23 protein-coding genes are annotated in these 24,037 nt (G+C 67.0%); 17 read left to right on the top strand and 6 right to left on the bottom strand.

Annotated features, from left to right (window positions below; translation table 11 throughout):
- Window positions 1-13 precede the first annotated feature (13 nt).
- The 8 genes from nadD (at window position 14) to holA (ending at window position 7,474) form a co-directional block, all read left to right on the top strand.
- The gene (nadD, locus tag ACWDTD_RS00355; RefSeq protein ID WP_449745074.1) at window positions 14-736 is read left to right on the top strand and encodes a nicotinate-nucleotide adenylyltransferase; all 723 of its coding nucleotides are present in this window, start codon (window positions 14-16) and stop codon (window positions 734-736) included.
- A 90-nt stretch (window positions 737-826) separates the two neighbouring features.
- A complete protein-coding gene (gene rsfS / locus ACWDTD_RS00350; protein WP_449745073.1) occupies window positions 827-1,189 on the top strand; it encodes a ribosome silencing factor in 363 nt (120 codons plus the stop codon).
- On the top strand, window positions 1,186-1,899 hold the full coding sequence (locus ACWDTD_RS00345) for a histidine phosphatase family protein (RefSeq protein ID WP_449745072.1): 714 nt from the start codon (window positions 1,186-1,188) through the stop codon (window positions 1,897-1,899). Before rsfS ends, ACWDTD_RS00345 begins: the two co-directional genes overlap by 4 nt.
- Before the next feature lie 51 nt (window positions 1,900-1,950).
- Complete coding sequence (gene octT / locus ACWDTD_RS00340) at window positions 1,951-2,694, top strand: diglucosylglycerate octanoyltransferase (RefSeq protein ID WP_449745071.1); 744 nt, start codon at window positions 1,951-1,953, stop codon at window positions 2,692-2,694.
- Window positions 2,695-2,724: 30 nt separating this feature from the next.
- On the top strand, window positions 2,725-3,588 hold the full coding sequence (locus tag ACWDTD_RS00335) for a DegV family protein (protein WP_449745070.1): 864 nt from the start codon (window positions 2,725-2,727) through the stop codon (window positions 3,586-3,588).
- Between the two features lie 89 nt (window positions 3,589-3,677).
- Entirely contained in the window at window positions 3,678-4,763 is a 1,086-nt protein-coding gene (locus tag ACWDTD_RS00330) for a helix-hairpin-helix domain-containing protein (RefSeq protein ID WP_449745069.1), read from the top strand.
- A 232-nt stretch (window positions 4,764-4,995) separates the two neighbouring features.
- Window positions 4,996-6,543 carry a ComEC/Rec2 family competence protein gene (locus ACWDTD_RS00325; RefSeq protein ID WP_449745068.1) on the top strand — a complete coding sequence of 516 codons (1,548 nt, stop codon included), beginning with the start codon at window positions 4,996-4,998 and terminating at the stop codon, window positions 6,541-6,543.
- Complete coding sequence (gene holA, locus ACWDTD_RS00320) at window positions 6,500-7,474, top strand: DNA polymerase III subunit delta (RefSeq protein ID WP_449745067.1); 975 nt, start codon at window positions 6,500-6,502, stop codon at window positions 7,472-7,474. The genes ACWDTD_RS00325 and holA overlap by 44 nt, the downstream gene beginning before the upstream one ends.
- Window positions 7,475-7,653: 179 nt before the next feature.
- Here holA and rpsT read toward each other — a convergent pair whose 3' ends face one another.
- Window positions 7,654-7,914, bottom strand: a complete 261-nt coding sequence (gene rpsT, locus ACWDTD_RS00315) for a 30S ribosomal protein S20 (RefSeq protein WP_449745066.1) — start codon at window positions 7,912-7,914, stop codon at window positions 7,654-7,656.
- A gap of 238 nt (window positions 7,915-8,152) precedes the next feature.
- Here rpsT and ACWDTD_RS00310 point away from each other — a divergent pair, with 238 nt between their 5' ends.
- From ACWDTD_RS00310 to ACWDTD_RS00295, 4 genes are all read left to right on the top strand, one after another.
- On the top strand, window positions 8,153-9,289 hold the full coding sequence (locus tag ACWDTD_RS00310; protein ID WP_449745065.1) for a sulfotransferase family protein: 1,137 nt from the start codon (window positions 8,153-8,155) through the stop codon (window positions 9,287-9,289).
- 144 nt (window positions 9,290-9,433) lie between these two features.
- Complete coding sequence (locus tag ACWDTD_RS00305) at window positions 9,434-11,221, top strand: circularly permuted type 2 ATP-grasp protein (protein WP_449745064.1); 1,788 nt, start codon at window positions 9,434-9,436, stop codon at window positions 11,219-11,221.
- Complete coding sequence (locus ACWDTD_RS00300) at window positions 11,218-12,201, top strand: alpha-E domain-containing protein (protein WP_449745063.1); 984 nt, start codon at window positions 11,218-11,220, stop codon at window positions 12,199-12,201. Before ACWDTD_RS00305 ends, ACWDTD_RS00300 begins: the two co-directional genes overlap by 4 nt.
- Window positions 12,198-13,046, top strand: a complete 849-nt coding sequence (locus ACWDTD_RS00295) for a transglutaminase family protein (protein WP_449745062.1) — start codon at window positions 12,198-12,200, stop codon at window positions 13,044-13,046. Before ACWDTD_RS00300 ends, ACWDTD_RS00295 begins: the two co-directional genes overlap by 4 nt.
- A gap of 14 nt (window positions 13,047-13,060) precedes the next feature.
- Here ACWDTD_RS00295 and ACWDTD_RS00290 read toward each other — a convergent pair whose 3' ends face one another.
- Complete coding sequence (locus ACWDTD_RS00290) at window positions 13,061-13,477, bottom strand: type II toxin-antitoxin system PemK/MazF family toxin (protein WP_449745061.1); 417 nt, start codon at window positions 13,475-13,477, stop codon at window positions 13,061-13,063.
- A complete protein-coding gene (locus ACWDTD_RS00285; RefSeq protein WP_449745060.1) occupies window positions 13,474-14,127 on the bottom strand; it encodes an alpha/beta hydrolase family protein in 654 nt (217 codons plus the stop codon). The genes ACWDTD_RS00290 and ACWDTD_RS00285 overlap by 4 nt, the downstream gene beginning before the upstream one ends.
- Window positions 14,128-14,151: 24 nt before the next feature.
- On the opposite strand from ACWDTD_RS00285, the gene ACWDTD_RS00280 reads away from it, so the two are divergent.
- Together ACWDTD_RS00280 and lepA are read left to right on the top strand one after the other, a co-directional pair.
- The gene (locus tag ACWDTD_RS00280) at window positions 14,152-14,352 is read left to right on the top strand and encodes a hypothetical protein (RefSeq protein WP_449745059.1); all 201 of its coding nucleotides are present in this window, start codon (window positions 14,152-14,154) and stop codon (window positions 14,350-14,352) included.
- A 128-nt stretch (window positions 14,353-14,480) separates the two neighbouring features.
- Window positions 14,481-16,340, top strand: coding sequence for a translation elongation factor 4 (lepA, locus tag ACWDTD_RS00275; protein WP_449745463.1), 1,860 nt, complete (start codon window positions 14,481-14,483; stop codon window positions 16,338-16,340).
- On the opposite strand, the gene ACWDTD_RS00270 is transcribed toward lepA, so the two are convergent.
- Window positions 16,341-17,084, bottom strand: coding sequence for an alpha/beta fold hydrolase (locus tag ACWDTD_RS00270; protein ID WP_449745058.1), 744 nt, complete (start codon window positions 17,082-17,084; stop codon window positions 16,341-16,343).
- Between the two features lie 185 nt (window positions 17,085-17,269).
- On the opposite strand from ACWDTD_RS00270, the gene ACWDTD_RS00265 reads away from it, so the two are divergent.
- The 3 genes from ACWDTD_RS00265 (at window position 17,270) to ACWDTD_RS00255 (ending at window position 21,014) form a co-directional block, all read left to right on the top strand.
- Complete coding sequence (locus tag ACWDTD_RS00265) at window positions 17,270-17,890, top strand: TetR/AcrR family transcriptional regulator (protein WP_449745057.1); 621 nt, start codon at window positions 17,270-17,272, stop codon at window positions 17,888-17,890.
- A gap of 63 nt (window positions 17,891-17,953) precedes the next feature.
- Complete coding sequence (locus ACWDTD_RS00260) at window positions 17,954-20,005, top strand: M3 family metallopeptidase (RefSeq protein WP_449745056.1); 2,052 nt, start codon at window positions 17,954-17,956, stop codon at window positions 20,003-20,005.
- 100 nt (window positions 20,006-20,105) lie between these two features.
- Complete coding sequence (locus tag ACWDTD_RS00255; RefSeq protein ID WP_449745055.1) at window positions 20,106-21,014, top strand: cation diffusion facilitator family transporter; 909 nt, start codon at window positions 20,106-20,108, stop codon at window positions 21,012-21,014.
- Between the two features lie 24 nt (window positions 21,015-21,038).
- On the opposite strand, the gene ACWDTD_RS00250 is transcribed toward ACWDTD_RS00255, so the two are convergent.
- Both ACWDTD_RS00250 and ACWDTD_RS00245 read right to left on the bottom strand, forming a co-directional pair.
- Window positions 21,039-21,929 (bottom strand): polyphosphate kinase 2 family protein, encoded by an 891-nt coding sequence (locus ACWDTD_RS00250; protein WP_449745054.1) that lies wholly within the window; start codon window positions 21,927-21,929, stop codon window positions 21,039-21,041.
- Window positions 21,930-21,954: 25 nt separating this feature from the next.
- Complete coding sequence (locus tag ACWDTD_RS00245) at window positions 21,955-23,934, bottom strand: glycoside hydrolase family 15 protein (RefSeq protein ID WP_449745053.1); 1,980 nt, start codon at window positions 23,932-23,934, stop codon at window positions 21,955-21,957.
- Window positions 23,935-24,037: the final 103 nt, after the last annotated feature.

The following is a 24,037-nucleotide window of genomic DNA, read 5'->3' as shown; positions in this document are numbered from 1 at the left end:
AAACTCACTCGTCATGTCAGCAGAGCGCCCGCGCGCACGCAGGATCGGCGTGATGGGCGGGACGTTCGATCCCATCCACAACGGCCACCTCGTCGCGGCCAGCGAGGTGGCTTATCGGTTTTCGCTCGACGAGGTCATCTTCGTTCCCACCGGGCGTCCCTGGCAGAAACTCTCCGACGCCGAGCCCGCCGAGCCGCGCACCCCGACCCGTTCGCACGATGGCGGCGCCAATGACCGCACACGCCAGGTCAGTCCCGCCGAGGATCGCTACCTCATGACGGTGATCGCCACCGCGTCCAATCCCCGCTTCAGTGTCAGCCGCGTCGACATCGACCGCGAGGGATTCACCTACACCGTCGACACGCTGCGTGATCTGCGTGGCATCCTGCCCGACGCGGACCTGTTCTTCATCACCGGCGCCGACGCTCTGGAATCGATCCTGTCGTGGCAGGACTGGGAGGAACTGTTCGAACTGGCCACCTTCGTCGGGGTGAGCAGACCCGGATACGAACTCAATGCCAGCCACCTGGCCACCCACCTGTCGACGTTGCCGCCCGATACGCTGCACCTGATGGAGATACCCGCGCTCGCGATCTCGTCCACCGACTGCCGCAGCCGGGCGGCCGGCGGGCGCCCGGTGTGGTACCTGGTGCCCGACGGGGTGGTGCAATACATCGCCAAACGACGGCTGTATCGCCGGCCGAAGGTCGATTCACCCGGGGTGTCGGCACCCTGAGAGCCGGAGTGCGCCCGGTGAACCGCGCACAAGCCACTGACCAGAGACTCCGGACCGCGAACCCGCGGGCCGAATCAGAAGGGGACACGCGTGACAGCATCAGCCGAATCACTTGCGATGGCCAGGGTGGCGGTGGCCGCGGCAGAAGACAAGGTCGCCGAGAACGTGACGGTGATCGACGTGTCGGAGCAACTGGTCATCACCGACCTGTTCGTGATCGCGTCCGCCGACAACGAACGGCAGGTCAATTCGATCACCGACGAGATCGAGGACAAGATGCGTGACGCGGGTTACAAGCCGGTACGCCGCGAGGGCACGCGCGAGGGCCGCTGGGCGCTGCTGGACTACATCGACATCGTCGTGCACGTGCAGCACGCCGACGAGCGTGCCTATTACGCGCTCGACCGGCTGTGGCAGGACTGTCCGGTAATCGACGTGGAGGCACAGGCGTGAGCGGACAACCCGACGACCACGACACCGCGGTCGAGCGGCTGACCCCCGTGGTGCGACGGCTGATTCTGCTGCGGCACGGGCAAACCGAGTACAACGCGACCAGCCGCATGCAGGGCCAGCTCGACACCGACCTGTCCGAACTCGGTGTGCGCCAAGCGAAGTCGGCCGCGAGCGCACTGGTCGAACGGGATCCGCTGCTGATCCGGTCGTCGGATCTGCGTCGTGCCGCCGACACCGCCGCCGCCCTGTCGATCGTCACCGGACTGCCGGTGGACACCGACCGGCGGCTGCGCGAGACGCATCTGGGCCAGTGGCAGGGCATGACCCACCTCGAGGTGGACGCGATCATGCCCGGTGCACGCGCGCAGTGGCGTGACGATGCCACGTGGCGTCCGCCGGGCGGCGAGAGCCGCGTGGACGTGGCCGCCCGCGCCACCCCGGTGGTCGACGAACTCGTTGCCGGGCTGCCCGAGTGGGGAAGCGGTGAGCGGTCGGAATCACCCGTGGTGCTGGTGGCGCACGGCGGCGTGATCGCCGCGATGACCGCGTCGCTGCTCGGGTTGCCGGAGGGGAGTTGGCCGGTGTTCGGTGGCCTCGCCAACACCAGCTGGGTGCAGCTGTCGGGTCACGGCGTGCGCGGTGCGCGGCCCCGCTGGCGGCTGGACGTGTGGAACGCGTCGGCCGAGGTGGCCGACGCGTCCGTCTTGTGAGAGCCGTCTTGTGAGTGCCGTCTGTGAGCGCCGTCCGGTGAGTGTCCGCCGATGAGCACGCCTCCCGGAGCCGGCGACACCCTGCTGGTGCTCTCGGATTCGCTGGCCTACTTCGGTCCGCGCGGCGGGTTGCCCGCCGACGACCCGCGGATCTGGCCCAACCTGCTCGGTGAGCGCTGTGGGCTGCCCGTCGCGCTGTTCGGCCGGATCGGCTGGACCAGCCGCGACGTGTGGTGGGCCATGACCCAGGACCCCAACATCTGGGCGGCGGTGCCGCACGCCCGGCTCGTGGTGCTGGCGTTCGGCGGCATGGACAGTCTGCCGTCGCCGCTACCCACGGCGCTGCGTGAGGAGATCCGGTACGTGCGGCCGCCGCAGCTGCGGCAGGCGGTGCGGTCGGCGTATCAGTGGGTCCAGCCGAGGGCGGCGAAAGTGGGCTGGCCGCTGGCGCTGCCGCCCGCGGTCACGGTGGACTACCTCGAGAAGATCCGCGCTGCGTTGCACCAGCTACGACCCGACCTGCCGCTGGTGATGTGTCTGCCGCCGACCCACCGCAGCCCCTACTACGGCTTCGTGCACACCGGGCGGGTGCCGACGACGGCCGCCATGACCCGGTGGGCCGACGGCCGTGGGGTGCCCCGCGCAGATCTGTATCCGCCCACCCGCGATGCCTTTTCCGATCCGGCTCAGGAGATGAACCCCGACGGCATCCACTGGGGATTCGAGTGCCATCGGCGGGTGGCCGAGGTGGTCGCGCAGCCGGTGATGCGCGCGCTGTCGGCATCGGGCGACTGACGGGGGTGTCCACCGGCTAACGTGGACCGCGTGCCAGTCGTCGTCGTCACCGATTCCTCCGCCCGGCTCCCCACCGCGGTGGCCGATCGATACGGGATCATCCAGGTGCCGTTACACCTGACCATCGGCGACACCGATTACCGCGAGGGTGTCGACAACGTTCCCGACGACATCGTTTCGACCCCCGGAGTCACCACCTCGGGCGCCAACCCGCACGATCTCGCCGAGGCCTACGGGCGTGCCGTGGAACTCAGTGAGGGCGACGGGGTGGTGGCGGTCCACATGTCGCGCAAGCTGTCGGGAACGTGGAGCGCCGGGCGGCTGGCCGCCGAGGAGTACTCGGGACAGGTCCGCGTGGTGGACTCGCGGACGGTGGGCCTCGCCGTCGGATTCGCGGCGATCGCCGCGGCCCAAGCGTCGGCGAGCGGCGCCGACCGCGACCGCACATACGAGGCCGCGATCCGGCAGACGGCCACCGTCGAATCGTTGCTGTGTGTGCAGAGCCTGGACAACCTGCGTAAGAGCGGCCGCATCAGTGCGGCCAGCAAGATGCTGGGGTCGGCGTTGGCGATCAAGCCCATCCTGCACGTGGTGGACGGCATGCTCACCTTGCGTGAACGCACTCGCACCTTCTCCAAGGCGCTCGACAAGATGGCCGATACCGCGGTCGAGTTCGTCGACGACCGTCCGGTGACCGTCGGCATTCAGCACTGTCAGTCCCCGGCGGCCGCGGCCGATCTCGCCGGACGGTTGCGTGACCGGCTCAGGCATGTGACCTCGACGATCACCGTGGACCTCGGACCGGTGTTGGGGTGTCATGTGGGGCCGGGCGCGGTCGGCGTGGTGATCGGTAGCTACCTCGAACCCATCGAGCGGCTTCCGTCGACGTCGTGATCCACACATCCCGGTTCGTCCACAGCGGGTGATCGACGCGGTGTGATCGGCCCCGGCGGAGCCGGATTGCCGTCGTACCGTGTGGCGGCATGAGCGACAATCGCACACACCCGATCCGGATGACGGCGGGCCGAACGGGTTTCGGTCGTGCGGCCGAGCCGGCGGGACGCTCGGCGCTCGACCGCCTCGCCATCACACCGCCACCCCCCGGGGAGACCGTCAGCGACGAGTCCGTCGTTGGTGCCGCTGAGGGGAGGGAGCAGTCGGGGGGTCGGAAGCAGTCGGGGAGTCCGGGACACGCAGACCAGTGGGGTATCGGCGCCGCGCCGGCGTGGCTCGACCAGACCCGGGTCGGGGAGGCCGATCCCGACGGATTCGGGACGGGTGACTGGGATCCCGACGACGACGAATCCGAATCCCGACATCGGGTGCGGATCGCGCCGCCAGGGGCGATAGCCCTGATCCTCGTCGGTGTGATCGCCTGCGCGGTAGCCGCATACGGCCTCTTCCGGAGTCCCGACGCGACGCCCACGGTGGCTTTTCCGGAGTCTGCGGGTCCCACCGCGGCGTCGCAGCAGGGCGGGCCGTCGCAGGAGGACGGCGTGGCGGCGTCGGGCACACCATCGTCGGGTACACCATCGTCGGCGCAGCAACCGGTACCCGCCGCCGCGATGGTCGTCAGTGTGGTCGGGCTCGTGCACCGTCCAGGGCTGGTGCGGCTGGCCCCACGTGCGCGGGTGGCCGACGCCATCGCCCGGGCCGGGGGAGCGCGGCCGGGCGCCGACACCGTCTCGCTCAATCTCGCCCAAGTGCTCAACGACGGCGATCAGATCCTGGTCGGATACGCGGGCAAGCAGGGCCAGATGTCGTTGCGCAGTGCGGTTGTCTCGTCCGGTGCGCCCGCAGCGGACTCGTCAGGTGGATCATCGAGTGGCCAATCAACCACAGGAACAACTGGATCTGCGACCACGCCCGGTGCCGGCGGCAAGGTGAACCTGAACACCGCGACCGCCGAGCAACTCGATGAACTGCCCGGCGTGGGACCGGTGACCGCCAAGGCCATCATCGACTGGCGGACGACGCACGGGAAGTTCACCTCCGTCGACCAACTCGGCGAGGTGGACGGCATCGGCCCCGCCCGGCTGGCGAAGCTCAAGGATCTGGTGACCGTCTGATCCCCGTCGAGCGTGCCCACATTTCGGTTGAGCGTGCCCACATTCCGGTTGAGCGTGCCCACATTTCGGTTGAGCGTGCCCACATTTCGGTTGAGCGTGCCCGCATTCGGGCACGGTCGACGGGGTTCTGGGCACGGTCGACGGTCCACAGGTCGTGGTGTGTACACAGACGAATGCGTATGCGGCCGAATGATGTTCGGTGTGGTTGCCGTGTGAGGCTACCGTCCCCGACATGGACTTTCGCCTGGTGGTCCCCGCGCTGGTGGTATGGGTGGTCACACTCATCGGCCTGTGTGGACCGGGATGGTCGACGCCGTGCGTCACGGTACTTTCCGGAATGGGCTGTGTCGCAGCGGTGGTGGTCTGTGCGGGTGGTCGGTTCGGGTGGAACCGGATCGGCCTTCTGGTGGTGGGCACGGGTCTGGCGGCGACCTGCGCCGGCGCGTTGTGGCTGCGGATGGAGACACGCGCCGACCATCCGCTGTCGGAGATGACGGGAAAGACCACAGTCTCGATGATCATTCGCGACGATCCCCGAAATTTCGGTCCCGCCGCGCGTGGACAGGTCACCACCCGGGTGACCGTCGACGTGGTGGCGGGTCGGCGCGTCCGTGCCGGTGTCGCCGACCTGGTGGCTCGCAGTTCCGGCTGGGCGGACCTGTCACCGGGTCAACGGGTGGTGGCCTTGGTCAGCGTGAGTCCGCCGCGCGGGGGTGGCCTGTCGGTAGCGCGCCTGGCCGCACGGGGAACGCCACGGCTGGTGGGCCGTCCCCCGCCGGTGCAGCGGATCGCCGGGATGATTCGGAACAGATTGCAGGAGAACGCCTCCCGGGCGCTCGACGGCGAATCGGCGGGCCTGCTGCCGGGTCTGGTGATCGGCGACGAGAGCACGCTGTCGGAGAACGTCCGTACCGAGTTCCGAGCCGCCGGACTGAGTCACCTGACCGCCGTCAGCGGCGCGAACTTCGCGATCGTGTGCGGCGCGGCGGTCACCCTCATCCGGCTGCTCGGAGCATCACCCCGTGCGGCCGCCGTGTTCGGTGCGATCGTCATCGTGGGATTCGTCGTCCTGGTCCGGCCGTCGCCCAGTGTCTTGCGGGCCGCGATGATGGGCGCCGTGGGACTGCTCGCGGTGATGTCGTCGCGCCGGGCACATGCCCTGCCGGCGTTGGGATTCGCAGTGGTGGGGGGTCTGTTGTGGTGGCCGGAGTTGGCCACGCAGCCCGGGTTTGCCCTCTCGGTGGCGGCGACGGCCGGGCTGGTGCTGCTCGCGCCCGTGCTACGTGACCGGCTCCGCGATCGTCGGGTACCGCCGGCGATCGCCGAAGCCCTGGCCATCGCGATCGCGGCGCAGATCGTGACCGCCCCACTGATCGCATTCATCAGTGCGACATTCAACCTGGCCTCCATACCGGCCAACGTCCTCGTGGCACCCGTGGTGGCCGTCATCAGTGTGGTCGGCACGGTGGCGGCGCTGATCGGTGCGGCCGGACCGCCCGACGGTCCGGCCGCCCTCGTCGCCCAGCTACTGTTGCGCTCCCTCGGACCTGAGCTGTGGTGGATGCTCAGCTGTGCGCAACACCTCGGTGATGTGCGGTGGGCGGTGATCCGACTGCCGCCGGGCGCGACCGGAATGTTTCTCGTGCTCGGCGTGACGTGTGTGGCGGCGTTGATCGGATGGCGGTGGGCCTGGGCATCGCGCAGGGCGCGCCGTGTCGTCGGAAGCGTCTGGCACCATGACATTCGTGACCGAACGACTCCACCTGCTCCTCGGCGATGACGATTTCCTCACCGGACGGGTGATCGGCGCGGTCACCGCCGAGATCTCACGCGAGGCCGACGCCGACGTTCCGGTCACCCGGGTGCGCGCCGGCGACGTCAGCCACCACGAGTTGGCCGAGTTGCTCAGCCCGTCGCTGTTCGCCGAGGAACGAGTGGTGGTGGTGGAGTCCGCTGCCGACGCGGGCAAAGAACCGGCCGCCCTCATCGTGCAGGCGGCCCGCGAACTACCCGACGGGATCACGCTGATGGTGATCCACAGTGGTGGCGGCCGCGCGAAATCGATGGTCTCCGACCTGCGCAAGGCCGGGGCCGCCGAGCACGACTGCGCCGCACCCCGGTGGCCGTCGGAGCGCATGGACTTCGTCCGTAACGAGTTCCGCGCTCTGGGGGTGCGGGTGAGTGCCGACGTGGTGGAGCAGGTGGTCGACGGAGTCGGTTCGGAGCTCCGTGAACTCGCCGCGGCGTGTAGTCAGCTGGTCGCCGACACCGGCGGCAAGATCGACCGTGACGCGGTCCGCCTCTACTACCAGGGCCGCCCGGAGGTGACCGGATTCGAGGTCGCCGACAAGGCGGTGACCGGCGACCGGGCGGGCGCGCTGGAATCGCTTGCCTGGGCGCTGCACCACGGGGTGCCGCGGGTATTGCTGGCCGATGCCCTGGCCGAGGCGGTTCACTCGATCGCGAGGGTGCGGGCGATGGGATCGGTCGACCAGTACGCTGCCGCGTCCGAGCTGGGAATGCCACCGCGCCGCGTCAAGAACGTGCAGTCGCAGGCTCGAGCCTGGGATTCCGACTCGATCGCGCAGGCGGTCGTGGTGGTCGCGGCGCTCAACGGTGAGGTGAAAGGGCAGGCGGCAGACGCCGACTACGCGTTGACCCATGCGGTGTCGGCGGTGGCCGGTCTCCGGCCGACCGGGCGACGACGCTGACATCCGCGCGGCCGACATGCCGTGTTCATGCTGACGAACAACCGCATGGACAACGCAACCCACCCCGGTGACGGCGTGGGCGTCACCGGGGTGAGTTGTCAGGTGCGGAGTACGACGGTCGGCGCTGCAACCTCAACGGTGCGCGCTCGGGACCTATCGGCCTCTGACCGGGATCGGACTCAGAGCTTGTTGACGGCGAGGTCCATCGCCGACTTCTTGTTGGCGGCCTGGTTGGCGTGGATCACGCCCTTGCTGGCGGCCTTGTCCAGCTTGCGGCCCGCAGACTGGGCCAGCTCGGCGGCCTTGTCCTTGTCGCCGGCGTCGACGGCCTCACGGAAGCTGCGGATCGCGGTCCGCAGGGACGACTTGACGGACTGGTTGCGCTGACGACGGATCTCGTTGGTCCGGTTGCGCTTGACCTGCGACTTGATGTTTGCCACGCGTTTTTACCTCGTACTCGTTGTTGCTCGGTGTTCGTCGGTCTCGAGTGATCCGTGCGGTGGCCGGTTGACCGGGGTCCGCGATGTCGGGATCGCTCCTGAGCAGCTACGACGCAATGATGAAGATCCCACCACGCCGACTCTGCGACAGCGAACAACTTTACCAGCCGGAAGGATCGCCACCCAAATCGCGCGCCGTCGCATCAGTGCGACCGCGCTGTTCTACGCTCGCACCACCATGTCTGTCGTTTTTGTGCATATCGGACTTCCCAAGACCGGAACCACCCACCTGCAGGATCGCCTCTGGCGTAACCGCGACGTGGCGCTGCGGACGTCGGGTCTCTTGTATCCCGGCAACGTGATCTCCGACCATTTCCATGTCGCCACGCACCTACAGCCGGAGCGCTACCTCGACTGGGCCGATCCCGCCTTCGCCGGCACCTGGCCGACGATGCGGGCTCAGATGCGGGCCTGGCCCGGAAACTCGCTGCTCTCGCACGAACTGTTCGCCACGGCCACCGACGCGCATATCGCGACGTTGCTCGACGACCTCTCCTTCGCCGACGAGGTGCACGTCATCGCGACTGTCCGCGACCTCGCGCGCCAGTTGCCGTCGGTGTGGCAGGAGAACGTCAAGAACCAGCGACCCACGACGTTCGACGCATTCATCGACAACGTCCGCGCCCACGCGGACCCGCCGGACGCACCCACGGACGCCGACGGACCCGAAGAGCCGTTCTGGGAGTTCCAGGATTACGTGGCGATCCTGGAACGCTGGGCCGCCGCGGTGGGCCCCGAGCGCATTCACGTCGTGACCGTGCCCGCAACGCGCGCCGCTGCCGGGGACGGCCTGTGGGAGCGATTCCTGGCGGTGCTCGACATCGATCCCGCACTGCTGAATCTTCCGGTGCCCAGCACCAACAAGTCACTGTCGGCGGCCCAGGCCGAGTTCCTCAGGCAGCTCAACAGCCGGGTGCAACCCGAGCACATCGAGTGGCGCCGGTACGAGCGGGTGATCAAGGGCCAGGTCATCGGCGAGATCCTGTTCGCGTCCAGGTCGGGGCCACCGCAGGGACTGTCCGCGGCGCAACGTTCCTGGGCGTCGCGGCAGGCCGCCCACATGATCGACGGCGTCAAGGCTGCGGGATATGCGGTGTCCGGTAACCTCGCCGACCTCGAGGTGAAGGCCACCGCCGCAGGAGATGACACCGCGCCGACCACCCAGCAGGTTCTCGAGGTTGCCCTCGACACCCTGGCCGAAATGGTGCAGCGCGCCCCGCTGCCCGACGTGGCGCCGCGATGGCGGACGCGCGGGCGAAATCTGCTCCGCCGGGCCGCCCGGCGTGCGACCGCGCTGCGCACTCCTCGCCGCTGAACCTCGACGGTGCGGGCACGGTGGCGCCGTGCGCCGGCGCCACCGTGATCGTGGTCGTCGCGGTGACGCCGCAGTGACCGGCAGGCAACACGCCTGGGTCATCAACAATGCCGAGATGGGAAATCTGTAGCACCATGTCTGTCTATGAGCCCCGCGTCGACCGGTGCGCCAGCCAAGAAGGCGGCGCGTAAGTCCACATCCACCCGATCATCGTCGACGAGTTCGACGTCGTCGGCAAAACCGGCGAAGACAGCCAAGCCGAAAGCGGGACGCGGCGGCACCAGCCCCACCGACACCGGCATCTTCGAGGGATACTCGAAAGGCCCGTACGGCAAGGCTTTTGACGAGATGTTCGACGCCGACGGCGAGGTGCGCCCGGCGTATCGGGGCATCTTCAAGGTGATGGCCGAGTCGGATCAGGCCGATCTCGAGGCCCGGGTCGACGCGCTCGGTCGCGCATTCATCGACCAGGGCATCACGTTTTCGCTCTCGGGTATGGAGCGGCCCTTCCCGTTGGACGTTGTGCCGCGAGTCATTTCGGCTGCCGAGTGGACCAAGCTCGAGGCCGGCATCACCCAGCGTGTGCAGGCCCTCGAACTGTTCCTCGACGACGTGTACGGCGAGCAGGAGATCCTGCGCGACGGTGTGCTGCCCAAACGCCTGGTGCACTCATGCGAGCACTTTCACCGTCAGGCCGCAAACATCCGTCCGCCCAACGGTGTTCGCATCCACGTCGCGGGCATCGACCTCATCCGTGACGCGAACGGCGATTTCCGGGTGCTCGAGGACAACCTGCGTTCGCCGTCGGGGGTGTCCTATGTGATGGAGAACCGCCGCACGATGGCGCGCGTCTTCCCCGACATGTTCTCCACCCACCGGGTGCGGCCGGTCGCCGACTATCCCAGTCACCTGCTGCGGGCGCTGCGCGCCTCGGCGGCGTTCAACGAAGCAGATCCCAACATCGTGGTGTTGACGCCCGGTGTCGCGAACTCCGCCTACTTCGAGCATTCGCTGCTCGCCCGGTTGATGGGCGTCGAACTCGTCGAGGGCCGCGACCTGTTCTGCCGCGACAACGTCGTGTACATGCGCACCACCGAGGGGGAGCAGCGAGTCGACGTCATCTACCGTCGCATCGACGACGACTTCCTCGACCCGATGCAGTTCCGGCCCGACTCGATGCTCGGCGTGGCCGGCCTGCTCAACGCCGCCCGCGCGGGCAACGTCGTCATCTCCAGCGCCGTGGGCAACGGGGTGGGCGACGACAAGCTCATCTACACCTACGTGCCCGAGATCATCAACTACTACCTCGGTGAGAAGCCGATCCTGTCCAACGTCGACACCCTGCGGTGCTGGCTGCCCGATGAGTGTGAAGAGGTCCTCGACCGCATCGACGAACTGGTCATCAAACCCGTCGAGGGTTCTGGTGGCTACGGGATCGTGTTCGGGCCCGACGCCACCCCCGCCGAACTCGACACCCTCGCACGCAAGGTGCGCAACGATCCGCGCGGCTGGATCGCGCAGCCGGTGGTGCAGCTGTCGACCGTGCCCACGAAGATCGGCGACAATCTGCGTCCCCGCCACGTGGACCTGAGGCCCTTCGCCGTCAACGACGGCGAGAAGGTCTGGGTGCTGCCCGGAGGCCTGACCCGCGTGGCCCTGCCCGAGGGATCGCTCGTGGTGAACTCCAGCCAGGGCGGCGGTTCCAAGGACACGTGGGTGCTGGCCTCGCGTTCGTCGGCAAGTGAGCGTGAACTCGGCGGCGGCAAGGTGGTCACCGCGCGCGGAGCCAAAGCGGCGCGTCCCTCCGAGAGCGCACCCGACCAGACGTTCACCCAAACGCAGCAACAACAGCAACAACAGCAGCAACAGCAACAGCAACAGCAACAGCAACAGCAACAGCAACAGCAACAGCAGGAGGGTGGCCACCGATGATGCTGGCCCGCAACGCCGAATCGCTGTACTGGATCGGTCGTTACGTCGAGCGTGCCGACGACATGGCACGACTGCTCGACGTCGCGATCCATCAACTCCTCGAAGACACCTCCGCCGATGTGGACGGCACGGTGCGCATGGTCATCCGGGTGCTCGGGCTCGAACCGCCGGAGACAGACGAACCACTCGACGTGTGGTCGCTCACCGAACGCATGGCCTACGACAAGGAAGCCGTCGGGTCGGTAGTCGATCTGATCCGCGCGGCACGCGAGAACGCCCGCGGGGCACGTGAGGTCACCTCCAGCGAGATGTGGGAATGCCTCAACACCACCTACAACGGACTCGGCGACGCCGAGCGCCGCGGTCGCCGACTCGGACCGCACGAGTTCCTGTCGTATGTGAAGAATCGTGCGGCGATGTTCGCGGGCCTGGCCGACGCGACCATGAGTCACGACGACGGCTACCGCTACCTGCTCGTCGGTCGGTCGGTGGAGCGAGTGGACATGACCATCCGCATGCTGTTGTCGCGGGCCGGCGACCCGGTGGATTCGCCGGCGTGGGTGAACGTGCTGGTGTCCGCCGGCGCCCACGACACCTATCTGCGCACCTACCGTGGCCTCCTCGACGCGGAGAACATCGTTCAGTTCATGCTGATCGACCGACTGTTCCCGCGGTCGATCTTCCATGCCCTTCGTGTGGCCGAACACAATCTGGGTGAGCTGGAGAAACGCCCGAGCCGCGTGGGTGAGCAGGCCGAGGCGTTGCTGCTCCTCGGCCGCGCGCGCAGTTCGCTGGAGTTCCTCGAACCCGGACACCTCATCGACGGTCTGCAGGAACGCCTGCTGGACCTGCAGGACACCTGTCGTGAGGTCAACGAGGCGATCACCGCCCAGTACTTCCACGTCTCGCCGTACGTGTCGTGGGCGGATGCCCGTGTGAGCGACGGCGAAGACCATGTCATCGAGGAGAGTGAACTGTGAGCTGGCGTCTGAGAGTGGTGCATTCCACGGGGTTCGCCTACCAGAGCCCGGTGACCTCATCGTTCAACGAGGCACGGCTGACCCCGCGCAGCGATGCCCGCCAGAACGTGATCGTCAACCGTGTGGAGACCGTTCCGGCAACCCGTGCCTACCGCTACACCGACTACTGGGGGACCGCGGTCACCGCGTTCGACCTCCACGCACCCCACGAAGAGCTCGAGGTGTCGGGGATGTCGGTGGTCGAGACCGAGGCCGGTGAGCGCCCAGACGCCGAGAAATCAGCGGACTGGGAACGCATCCAGAGCGACTACGTGGCTGATCGCTACGACGAGATGCTCTCGTACACAACGTATGTGCCCAAGAACCGACAGCTCACCACCACCGCGCGACGGCTGTCGAAGGGACTCGAGCCCGAGGCCGCCGTGGAGGCGATCTGCCGTTTCGTCCACGAGGAGATGGAGTACGTGCCCGGCACCACGGGCGTGCACACCACCGCCGTGGATGCGTGGAACGAACGCAAAGGGGTGTGCCAGGACTACGCGCATCTGACGCTGTCGATGCTGCGCAGTCTCGGAGTCCCGGCCCGCTACGTGTCGGGGTACCTGCACCCCAAACCGAACGCCAAGATCGACAAGACCGTCGAGGGGCAGAGCCACGCGTGGATCGAGGTCTGGACCGGCGGTTGGTGGGGTTACGACCCGACCAACGACAAGCCGATCACCGAGCAACATGTGTCGGTGGGCGTGGGCCGCGACTACTCCGATGTGTCACCGCTGAAGGGCATCTACACCGGCGGCAAGGCCACCGACCTCGATGTGGTGGTGGAGATCACGCGCCTGGCGTGAGTTCTCCGGCATCCTCACTGCCAGCCGTGGTCGACACGCAGCGCCGCGGCCACGGTCTCGAAACGGGATCGTTCAAGTACCGCACCCTCGCGGCGAATCCCGTGTTCGGCAACGATGAGCACCCGGTCGAGCCGGACGAAGCTGGGCCGGTGTTCGGCGTCCCAGGCGCCTGATCCCAGGGCCAGCCAGTTCGGGTCGTCTCGGTGATATTGCTTGGTGGAGAGCATCAGACCCAACAGCCGTGCGTGGTCACCTTCGCCGGTGCGGCCCACCACCAGCACGGGCCGATCCTTGCCCTGAGTCGGGTCGTCCTCGTAACGAACCCAGGTCCAGACGATCTCGCCCGGGTCGGCGGCACCGTCGAGGTCGGGGGAGTAGACGATCTCACGAGCGAATTCGTGGGTCGGGCGTCCCGGAGCGCGACCGGTCACCGGTGTTTCCCGGCGGCGGTGATCAGCTCATCGAGCACATCGGCGGCCAGCTGCGCGGTGGGCCGCTTGTCCGGTTTCAGATCGTGCCCGGTCTTCTCGATCTCGACGAGCCGAGTGGGTCCGGCGAACAATGTGGCTGCGGCCGTGATCTCCGGCGTCGTGGCGAACGGGTCGGTGGCTCCGTGCACGATCACCGTCGGCGTCGTGATCTGCGAAAGATGTTCGGTGCGAGCGCGTTCGGGCTTTCCGGGCGGATGCAGGGGGTATGACGAGAGCAGTAGTACGTCGGCAAGGTCGGGATCGTCGGCCACGGCCATGGACGCCTGCCTTCCTCCGTAGGAGTGGCCGCCGAGGATCAGCGGCCCGTCGGCGTCGCCGCGGAACATGACCACCGCTGCGCGGATCCCGGCTCGGTCGGCGGCCGCTGTCGACGGGCTCGGCGGTCCCTTCGGACGGCGCTGCCGGTAGGGCAGGTCAATGCACGCGACAAGGATTCCGCGCTCACGCAACTCGGTGCCGTATGCCCGCAGAATGGCGGTCTGCCGGTTACCGCCCGCCCCGTGCGCGAGCACCGCCACCGCGCGTGGGGTCCCCCCCGGCCGGTAGACGTCGGCGACAACATCGTCGGCGGAGAAGGTCTCGACATTCACGCCATCCACGGTATAACCGGGCGCATGCGTCCGGTGCCCACGAATCACACGGCGAGCGAATCAGCACTCGAGGTCTGGATGCTGGTCGATCTCCTACCCGGCTACGAAACATTCGACGTCGGCGACCGGATCGAACCGACCACGATGTGGATCGACCGGGAGGCGATACCGGGAGGAAACCCCGGGCCGCTCGTCGGCGGGTTTCGGATCGGAATCCCCACGTGAGTCGAGCGGCCTGGCCCCTGCACACGGGCCAGGTGATGACCCGGCCGCGCAGGCCGGCGGCGAACTCGTGAGAAACTGGACCGAACAGCCGACCACCCGCCGCGCGGCGCGTCACCAGGAGCAGATCGATTCCCACCTTCGCCGACACCACGTTCACCGATCCCGCCCGGATTCGGAACTTCTGCATCATCGCTCACATCGACCACGGAAAATCCACCCTGGCCGACCGGATGCTGCAGCTCACCGGCGTGGTTGCCGAGCGTGACATGCGGGCGCAGTACCTCGACCGCATGGATATCGAACGTGAGCGCGGCATCACCATCAAGGCGCAGAACGTGCGGCTGCCGTGGACGGTCACCGACCCCGACGGCACCGACACCGAGTACGTCATCCACCTCATCGACACCCCCGGCCACGTCGACTTCACCTACGAGGTGTCGCGGGCACTGGAAGCCTGCGAGGGCGCGGTGCTGCTCGTCGATGCAGCACAGGGCATCGAGGCGCAGACCCTGGCCAACCTGTACCTGGCCATGGACAACGATCTGACCATCATCCCGGTGCTCAACAAGATCGATCTGCCCGCCGCCGACCCCGACCGCTACGCCGCCGAGATCGCCCACATCATCGGCTGCGACCCCGACGAGGTGCTGCGGGTCTCCGGAAAGACCGGAGCCGGCGTGCCCGAACTGCTCGACGAGGTGATCCGGCAGGTGCCCGCACCGGTCGGCGATCCGGACGCACCGGCCCGCGCGATGATCTTCGACTCGGTCTACGACACCTACCGCGGTGTGGTCACGTATGTCCGCGTGGTCGACGGCCGCATCGTGCCGCGCGAGAAGATCGCGATGATGTCGACCGGGGCCACCCACGAACTCCTCGAGGTGGGCATCGTCTCGCCCGAACCCAAACCGTCGAAGGGCCTCGGTGTGGGCGAGGTGGGTTACCTCATCACCGGCGTCAAGGACGTGCGTCAGTCCAAGGTCGGCGACACGGTGACCACTGCCCGGCACGGCGCCACCGAGGCGCTGACCGGCTATCGGGAACCGCGCCCGATGGTGTATTCGGGGCTCTACCCGGTGGACGGCTCCGACTATCCGGTGCTTCGCGAGGCGCTCGACAAACTGCAACTCAACGACGCCGCGCTCACCTATGAACCGGAGACGTCGGTGGCGCTCGGGTTCGGATTCCGCTGCGGATTCCTGGGACTGCTGCACATGGAGATCACCCGCGAGCGGCTCGAGCGGGAATTCGACCTCGACCTCATCTCCACCGCACCCAACGTCGTCTACCGGGTGGTGATGGAGGACGGCGCCGAGCACGTCGTGACCAACCCGTCCGACTGGCCCGACGGCAAGGCCCGGCACATCTACGAACCGATCGTGAAGACCACCATCATCGCGCCCAGCGAGTTCATCGGCGCCATCATGGAGTTGTGTCAGTCGCGCCGCGGCGAACTCGGCGGGATGGACTACCTGTCGGAGACGCGGGTGGAGATGCGGTACACGATGCCGATGGCTGAGATCATCTTCGACTTCTTCGACTCGCTCAAGTCGCGGACCCGCGGCTACGCGAGCCTCGACTACGAGGAGGCAGGCGAACAGGAAGCCGACCTGGTGAAGGTGGACATCCTGCTCCAGGGCGAGGCCGTCGACGCGTTCAGTGCCATCGTGCACCGTGACGCCGCCTTCACCTACGGCAACAAGATGGCCACCAAGCTCAAGGAACTCATCCCGCGACAGCAGTTCGAGGTGCCCGTGCAGGCGGCCATCGGTTCCAAGATCATCGCGCGCGAAAACATCCGCGCCATCCGGAAAGACGTGCTGGCCAAGTGTTATGGCGGTGACATCAGCCGCAAGCGCAAACTGCTCGAGAAGCAGAAGGAGGGCAAGAAACGAATGAAGACCATCGGCCGGGTGGACGTTCCGCAGGAGGCGTTCGTCGCCGCACTGTCGACGGACTCCCTCGGTGACAAACCGAAGGGCAAGTAGTCAGGCGCTCTCTCCCGGTCGACCCGGCCTCGCGGTCGTGGCCGCTGGGGGATGGGTTCTCCAGAATTCGAGGATCAGGTCGGCGGTGACGCCGGGCTGTTCCCAGGCGGGGATGACCCGGGCCCGAGCGACCGATCCCACGTGCGCATCCACCATCTCGTCCGCAACCACGCCCGCCTCGGCCGGGGTCCACTCGCCGCGGTCCTCGGTCGCGACGAACAAAGTGGGACAAACGATCTGACGCGTAGCCCAGCCCAGATCGGTGCGGTTGAGAATCGCCGTCCGGGTCGCGGTGATCATGTGTCTGCCCGACGTGTGCAGCGCACTGCGCAACATCGTCGATGTTTCGGGGTCGTGAGCCAGCGTTTCGTCGGTGAACAGTCCGGCGCTGATTGCCCGCAGTACCGGTCCGCGAGGACCTGCGATCCGATAGAGAGGCATTAACGCCCTGATCTGGCGGCGCATGGCCGACGTGATCGGGAAGGTTGGTGCGCTGATGCTGATCAGACTCCCGACGAGATCCGGTCGAGTTGCCGCCAGATGCATCCCGACGTGGCCACCCCACGCATTACCGAGCCAATCCACCTGGTTCACGTCGTGATCGGCGACCACTCGGGTGACGATTTCGGCTGCGGCATCGGCACATGCTGCGATGTCGGTGGCCCGCGTCAAGGGATCGCTGCGTCCGCACGACGGCGCGTCGAGAACGACGAGTGTGCGGGCTGACGACAGTGTCGGAACCACGCGCGACCACGATCTCGAATCGACGAACCGCTGTGCCACAGCACTGCGGGTGGTCCGGAACCAAATGTGTCGACGTGCACGCGGCCGAGCGCGGTGGGTATGGAGGAAGAACTCATGCTCGGCTCCTGGCGTCGGGAATTATTGACATTACACAATGTAATATGAAATATGTCTAGACTCGTGCCGTGGTTCGTTCGTACGACTCGCAGGGCAGGGCACAGCAGGCCAGACGCAATCGCGAGCGCGTGGTCGCGGTGGCGACCGAGATGTTCTGTGATCTGGGGTGGTCGGCGACAACGTTGTCCGCCGTGGCCGGCGCGAGCGGGGTGACGCGGCAGACGATCTATCAGCAATTCCCCAACAAACTCGCGTTGCTCGACACCTGCATCGGCACCGCTCTGGGCGACGGCCAGGACGTACCGGTGCGTGACACCGACGCCTACCGGCTGATGGGTGTCGGCGACGACCTCGAGGAGCGACTCACTGCGGCGGCGCGCTGGCTGTCCGATGCCCATGAGCGGTCCGCCGAGATTCAGAACGTGCTGGACCAAGCGGCGGTCACCGACCCCGAAGCGTCGCACCTGCTGGTGATCCGCGAGCAGCGCCGCCGCGACGAGGTGGCCTGGGCCACCGGCCTGGTGGCGCGCGAGGCGGTCGCGGAGGCCGTCGTCGATGACGTGTGGCTCCTGGCCTCCCGCCGGAACTGGTTGGTGCTGGTTAGCGGTCGAGGATGGACACCGGAGCAGTGGCGGCGGTGGTTCATCGGCCATGTGCACGCGACGCTTGTGATGTCGGCAGTAAGCTGAGTTCGCTGCGTCACCGGCGACCCGGGCGGCGGTCACAGCGCACAATCGCAGGACGAGAGGTCAATGATGGTAGGCATCGAGCGCACGAATCCCGTTCTCGCCCACAGCGATCTGCCACACGGACTGCCGGATTACCCGGCGATCTCCGACGACGACTTTCTGCCCGCATTCACCGCGGCCATGGCAACGCATTTGGCCGAGGTGGAGCAGATCGCCGCGAACGGCAATCCGCCGACGTTCGGCAACACCATTGAGGCCCTCGAACTGTCCGGGCGCGACCTGGCGCGTGCAGCGGGGGTGTTCTTCAACCTCGTCGGACCCGACACGAACCCGCAACGCAACGAGATCTCCCAACAGCTCTCCACCCTGCTGACCGACCATGCGAACACCATCGCCATGAATCCGGCACTGTTCGAACGGATTTCGCAGATCCGTGACGGGGGTGCGCACGAATTGAGCGAGTCGCAGCGGCGCCTGCTCGACAAGCGCTACCGCGACGCGGTGCGTGCGGGTGCAGGGCTCGAGGAGGACGGTCAACGCGAGATGCGTGAGATCTCCGCGCGACTCGCACTGCTGACCACGACGTTCTCCCAGAAGATCCTCGACGACACCAACGATTCCGCGGTGCTCGTCGACGACGCGGTGGCGCTCGCCGGGATGTCCGAGGGTGAGATCGCGGCGGCCCGTCGTGCCGCGACCGACGCCGGCCACGACGGTAAGTACCTCATCGCACTCGAACTCCCGACCAGTCAGAGCGTGCTCACCGAACTCGCCGACGGCGACCTCCGGCGCCGGGTGTTCGAGGCTTCGATCAGTCGCTGTGCCCGTGGAAACGACAACGACACAAGGGATCTCGTGCTCGAGATCGTACGGCTGCGGGCGCGTCGCGCGGAACTGCTCGGTTACCGGCACCATGCCGACTTCGTGATCGCCGAGGAGACGGCCCCCTCGGCCGCGGCGGTCGACGACCTGCTCCGCGAGTTGAGCGCGTCGGCGATGCGCGCGGGCGGACGCGAGCTGACCGAACTCACCGACCTCGCCGGGGACGAGGAGATCGGCGCGGCGGATCTCACGTACTGGCTCGCTCGGCTCAAACGGACGCAGTCGTCGGTTCCGCTCGACGATTTCGCCGACTACTGCGAACTCGACGCGGTGCTCACCCGTGGCGTGTTCTACGCCGCCAACGTTCTCTATGGCCTGCGATTCGTCGAACGTCCGGATCTGCCGACCTACCATCCCGATGTCCGGGTCTGGGAGGTGCTCGACGAGCGCGCCCAGAGTATCGGCCTGTTCCTCGGTGACTACTTCGCGCGGCCGTCCAAGCGTGGCGGTGCGTGGATGAACAGCATCGTCGATCAGTCGACGATGCTGCAGACCCAACCGGTCGTCGTCAACGTACTCAACCTCACCAAGCCCGACGACGGTGCGAAGTGCTTGCTCACCATGGATCAGCTCACCACGTTGTTCCACGAGTTCGGGCATGCGTTGCACGGTCTGCTGTCGGCGGTCGACTACCCGTCGCAGTCGGGCACGTCGGTGCCCCGCGATTTCGTCGAATTCCCCTCACAGGTCAACGAGATGTGGGCGCTACATCCCGCGGTGCTCGAGAACTACGCCCGCCACCACCGCACCGGTGAGCCGATCCCGGCAGCGCTGGCAGAGGCGGCCCGCGCGTCGGCGAGCACCGAGACGGCTCACGGCACCATCGAATACCTCGCCGCCGCAGTCCTCGACCTCGCGTGGCACGAACTGAGTTCGGCGGAAGCCGACGCGATCACCGACGTGCAGGCGTTCGAGTCGCAGGCCCTGGCCGGCGCCGGTCTCGGCACCGACCTCATCCCGCCGAGGTATCGCAGCACCTACTTCAACCACATCTTCGGCGGCGGCTATTCGGCCGGCTACTACTCCTACATCTGGTCGGAGGTGCTCGACGCCGAGACCGAACAGTGGTTCCTGGCCGAAGGCGGACTGCAGCGCGAGAACGGCAGGCGTTTCGCTGCGTCGACACTCTCGCGCGGCGACAGCGTCGACCCCCTTGTCGCGCACGAGAAACTGATCGGCCGCAAGGCCGAGATCGGCCCGTTGCTGGCGCGACGGGGCCTGGCTTCTGCCTGACGGTCGATCCCTGCGGCCGGACCACGTGGCTGCACGTCGGCTCCGCGACCCGACTGTGCTCGACGTGATGCAATAGGGCTCGACGTGATGCAATAGGACCGTGGCAGCACAGGTCGCGCGCGAGAACCTCATCAAGTACGCATTGCTGAGCGTTGCCACGTCCGTGGTGGTGATCGTGCTCAAGCTGATCGCCTGGCGCGTCAGCGGTTCGGTGGGTCTGCTGTCGGATGCCCTGGAGTCCATTGTCGATCTGGTGGCGTCGGTGGGTGCGCTGATCGCCCTGCGAGTGGCCGCGCGGCCTCCCGACACCGGACACAATTTCGGGCACTCGAAAGCCGAGTACTTCTCCGCGGTGTTCGAGGGAGTGATGATCGTCATCGCCGCCGCCGCGATCATCGTCGCCGCGGTCGACCGCCTGCTGCATCCACAAGAACTCGAGGCGGTCGGCCTCGGCCTGACCATCTCGGTGGTGGCCACGGCCATCAACGGCGTCGTCGCGGTGGTCCTGATCCGTGCCGGGCGCCGTAACCGGTCGATGACGCTGGAGGCCGACGGTAAGCACCTGATGACCGATGTGTGGACCACGGCCGGTGTGGTGATCGGCGTGTTCCTGGTCGCGTGGACCGGATGGCTGCCGCTCGACTCGATCATCGCGATCGCCGTGGCCGTCAACATCCTCTACGTCGGTATCGGACTGGTGTGGCGGTCCGGCGGCGGTCTGCTGGACGCGGCGATGCCCGCCGCCGACGTCGCGACGATCGACGCGGTGCTCGACGACTTCCGGTCCGACCGGGTCGACTTCCACGATGTCCGCACCCGCGAGGCCGGACACGAACGCTACCTGCAGATGCACATGCTGGTTCCGGGTGAGTGGTCGATGCAGCAGGCGCACGACAAGACCGAGGAGGTCGAGGAACGCTTACACGAAGCCCTCGACCATCTGCGGATCACCACTCATCTCGAACCGATCGGTGATCCGCGCGCCTACGAGCCGTGGCGGCTGCGCTGACAGGGACGTTTTCATTCCGCGTCTTCATCCGGCGTCGCCGAGTTCGGCGGTGAGCTTCTCGCGGGCGTCGCCGAGCTGGGCTTTGGTGTCCGGCGAGACATCCGGGTACTGCGGATCGAGTTTCTGCATGACGGTCAGCAGAATCGCCAGGGTGCTCAGATGTGAGAACCACTTGTGGTCGGCGGGAACAACATGCCACGGCGCCCACTCGGTACTGGTGTGGCTCAACATGTCACCGAATGCCTGCTGATAGTCGTCCCAGAACCCGCGCTCGGTGAGATCGGCGGGGGAGAATTTCCAGTTCTTCTCCGGCCGGTCGATTCGCTCGAGGAACCGTCGACCCTGCTCGCGCTTGGAGACGTTCAGGAAGATCTTGACGATCGTGGTGCCGCTTTCGGTGAGATGCCGCTCCCACCCGTTGATGTCGCGATACCGCCGGCGCCAGATGCCGCTGCTGTCCTCGAGCTGAGCGGACTTGGGCCACAACAACTCCGGGTGGACCCGGGTGACGGTCACGTTCTCGTAGTGCGATCGGTTGAACACCGCGATGCGACCGAGTTCGGGTGCGACGATCTGGTGGCGCCACAGATAATCGTGGGCCCGCTCCGTGGCCGAGGGCGCTTTGAAACTGTAGACGTCCACGCCTTCGGGATTGAGGCCGGACATCACATGTTTGATGGTGCTGTCCTTGCCCGCCGCGTCGATGGCCTGGAGTACCACGAGCAGCGCGCGATCGGACTGCGCGTAGAAGCGGTCCTGCAGATCGAACAGCGCTGACTTGGCGTCCGCGAGGGCGGCGAGGCCCTCGTCCTTCGTCATCGTCGAGTCTTTTCGGCCGGGATCGAAGTCACGGCCCAGGTTGACCGATGCTCCCGGTGTCACGAGTGTCTGTGCGGCAAGCGATTTCCACTTCATCAACGCAAAGTTACAGGCCGGTGCATCAATGATTGGCAGGCTGGAACTGCCCGTGACTCGCCGCCTCCTCGGCACGGATCACATGCATGACCGCGTTGATCAGCGCGAGGTGGGTGAAGGCCTGCGGAAAGTTCCCGAGATGCTGACCGGTCTTGGCGTCGATCTCCTCGGCGTAGAGCTTGAGCGGACTCGAGAACGAGAGCAGTCGCTCGCACAGCGCCTTCGCGCGGGGGAGTTCGCCGATCTCGACCAGTGCCGACACCAGCCAGAACGAGCAGATCGTGAAGGTGCCCTCCTCGCCGCTGAGGCCGTCGTCGGTCTCGTCGACCTTGTAGCGCAGCACGAGTCCCTCCTCGGTCAGCTCGTCGGCGATGGCCAGCACGGTGTTGCGAACCCGATGGTCGTCGGACGGCAGGAAGCGCAGCAAGGGGACCAGTAGCAGCGAGGCATCCAGTGCGTCGTCGCCGTAGCGCTGGGTGAACACTCCGCGCGCGTCCACCCCGTGGGTGAGGATGTCCTCCTTGATCTCATCGGCGATCGCAGCCCATTCGCGCGCATACGATTTCTCGTCGTGCAGCGCCGCCAGCCGCGACCCGCGGTCGAGGGCGATCCAGCACATCACCTTCGACGACGTGAAGTGCTGCGGTTCGCCGCGCACCTCCCAGATGCCACGGTCGGGTTTGCGCCAGTTCTTGATGGCCTCCTCGACCTGCGCCTTGAGGACCGGCCACAGTGTTTCGGGCACCGATTCACCCGACTTGGTGTTGAGGTAGACCGAATCGAGCATGGTGCCCCAGATGTCGTGCTGCGCTTGGTTGTACGCGCCGTTGCCGATCCGAACCGGCCGCGCTCCGTCATAGCCGGAGAGGTGATCGAGTTCTTCCTCCACGAGTTCGCGCTCGCCGCCGACGCCGTACATCACCTGCAGCGGATGGTGTTCGCCATTGGTCACCCCCGAGACGTCGGCGATGAAGGAGAAGAAATCGTTGGCCTCACGATCGAGTCCGAGCGTGTACAAGCCCCACAACGCGAAGGTGGAATCGCGCACCCAGGCGTAGCGGTAATCCCAGTTCCGTTCACCGTGTGGTGTCTCCGGCAGCGACGTGGTGGCCGCCGCGAGCAGTGCGCCGGTGGGCGAGTACGTCAAGCCCTTGAGCGTGAGCGCGGACCGTTGCAGATGCGTGCGCCACGGATGGTCGGGAAACGTACCGACGTTGATCCACTGCCGCCAGCACTCCGACGTCGACCACATCTTCTGGGCCGCCTCCTCGAAGTTCTGCGGCGCGGGCTGACTCGACCAGCTCAACGCCACGAAGCGGTCATCGCCCTCCACCAGGCGGGTGCGCGCCCGGGCCTCGCGGCCCTCGAGACCCAGCCGCAGGTCGGTGGTGAGCTTCAGCGCCGGATTGTCGGTCGCACCGTCGACCGCTGTCGCGATCGCCTCCCCGTAGGCCGGACCCGAGTATTCCCAACGCGTGCGGGTGCGGTGATAGTCGAAGGCGGGTTCACAGCTGAGCGCCAACTCGACGGTGCCCGACACGCATCGCACGGTGCGCAGCAGGATGTGCTCGGCATCCCAGTCGGTAGGGGTGCGGCGATGGGTGCGTGAGCGTCGCACGTTGTCATGCCAGGGCCCCATCACGAGCGCGTCGCGAACGACGATCCAGCCGGTCTCGGTTTGCCAGGTGGTCTCGACCATGAGGCTGCCCGGCAGATAGCGACGATCCACCGGAACACTGACCCCGTAGGGCGCGAGTCTGAAGTGCCCGGCGCTGCGATCGAGGACCGCGCCGAACACGCTCGGCGAGTCGGGACGGGGCACGCACATCCATTCGACGGCGCCGTTGCGGGCGATCAGACAGTTCGTCTCGGTATCGGACAAGAAGGCGTAGTCACCGATCGGTGGAAACGCGTTGCTCGACGCGGTAGCGGGCGAGAAGGCAGCTGCCTCCGGGTCGGCGCCCGGTGCGCCGGAGGGCATGGGCGGGTCTTGCGTCGCTGTCATTTCTATATCATTGCGATGGACTCGGGACGGCGCCACTTGATGCGGGGCCGGTGCGAGCGCCGAATCTCCGGCGACCGGCCGAGTTCGAATCACGCTGAAAAAA

Source organism: Gordonia sp. NPDC003425 (genome assembly GCF_053588635.1).
Note: the sequence above shows the minus strand (reverse complement) of the source record. Positions and strands in the feature narration are given on the sequence as shown.

What these genes read in the sequence shown, in the direction of transcription:
- nadD (WP_449745074.1), top strand. Translation starts at nt 14, where the DNA reads ATGTCAGCAGAGCGCCCGCGCGCACGCAGGATCGGCGTGATGGGCGGG.
- octT (WP_449745071.1), top strand. Translation starts at nt 1,951, where the DNA reads ATGAGCACGCCTCCCGGAGCCGGCGACACCCTGCTGGTGCTCTCGGAT.
- ACWDTD_RS00330 (WP_449745069.1), top strand. Translation starts at nt 3,678, where the DNA reads ATGAGCGACAATCGCACACACCCGATCCGGATGACGGCGGGCCGAACG.
- ACWDTD_RS00325 (WP_449745068.1), top strand. Translation starts at nt 4,996, where the DNA reads ATGGACTTTCGCCTGGTGGTCCCCGCGCTGGTGGTATGGGTGGTCACA.
- holA (WP_449745067.1), top strand. Translation starts at nt 6,500, where the DNA reads ATGACATTCGTGACCGAACGACTCCACCTGCTCCTCGGCGATGACGAT.
- ACWDTD_RS00310 (WP_449745065.1), top strand. Translation starts at nt 8,153, where the DNA reads ATGTCTGTCGTTTTTGTGCATATCGGACTTCCCAAGACCGGAACCACC.
- ACWDTD_RS00305 (WP_449745064.1), top strand. Translation starts at nt 9,434, where the DNA reads ATGAGCCCCGCGTCGACCGGTGCGCCAGCCAAGAAGGCGGCGCGTAAG.
- ACWDTD_RS00300 (WP_449745063.1), top strand. Translation starts at nt 11,218, where the DNA reads ATGATGCTGGCCCGCAACGCCGAATCGCTGTACTGGATCGGTCGTTAC.
- ACWDTD_RS00280 (WP_449745059.1), top strand. Translation starts at nt 14,152, where the DNA reads ATGCGTCCGGTGCCCACGAATCACACGGCGAGCGAATCAGCACTCGAG.
- ACWDTD_RS00260 (WP_449745056.1), top strand. Translation starts at nt 17,954, where the DNA reads ATGATGGTAGGCATCGAGCGCACGAATCCCGTTCTCGCCCACAGCGAT.
- ACWDTD_RS00250 (WP_449745054.1), bottom strand. Translation starts at nt 21,929, where the DNA reads ATGAAGTGGAAATCGCTTGCCGCACAGACACTCGTGACACCGGGAGCA.
- ACWDTD_RS00245 (WP_449745053.1), bottom strand. Translation starts at nt 23,934, where the DNA reads ATGACAGCGACGCAAGACCCGCCCATGCCCTCCGGCGCACCGGGCGCC.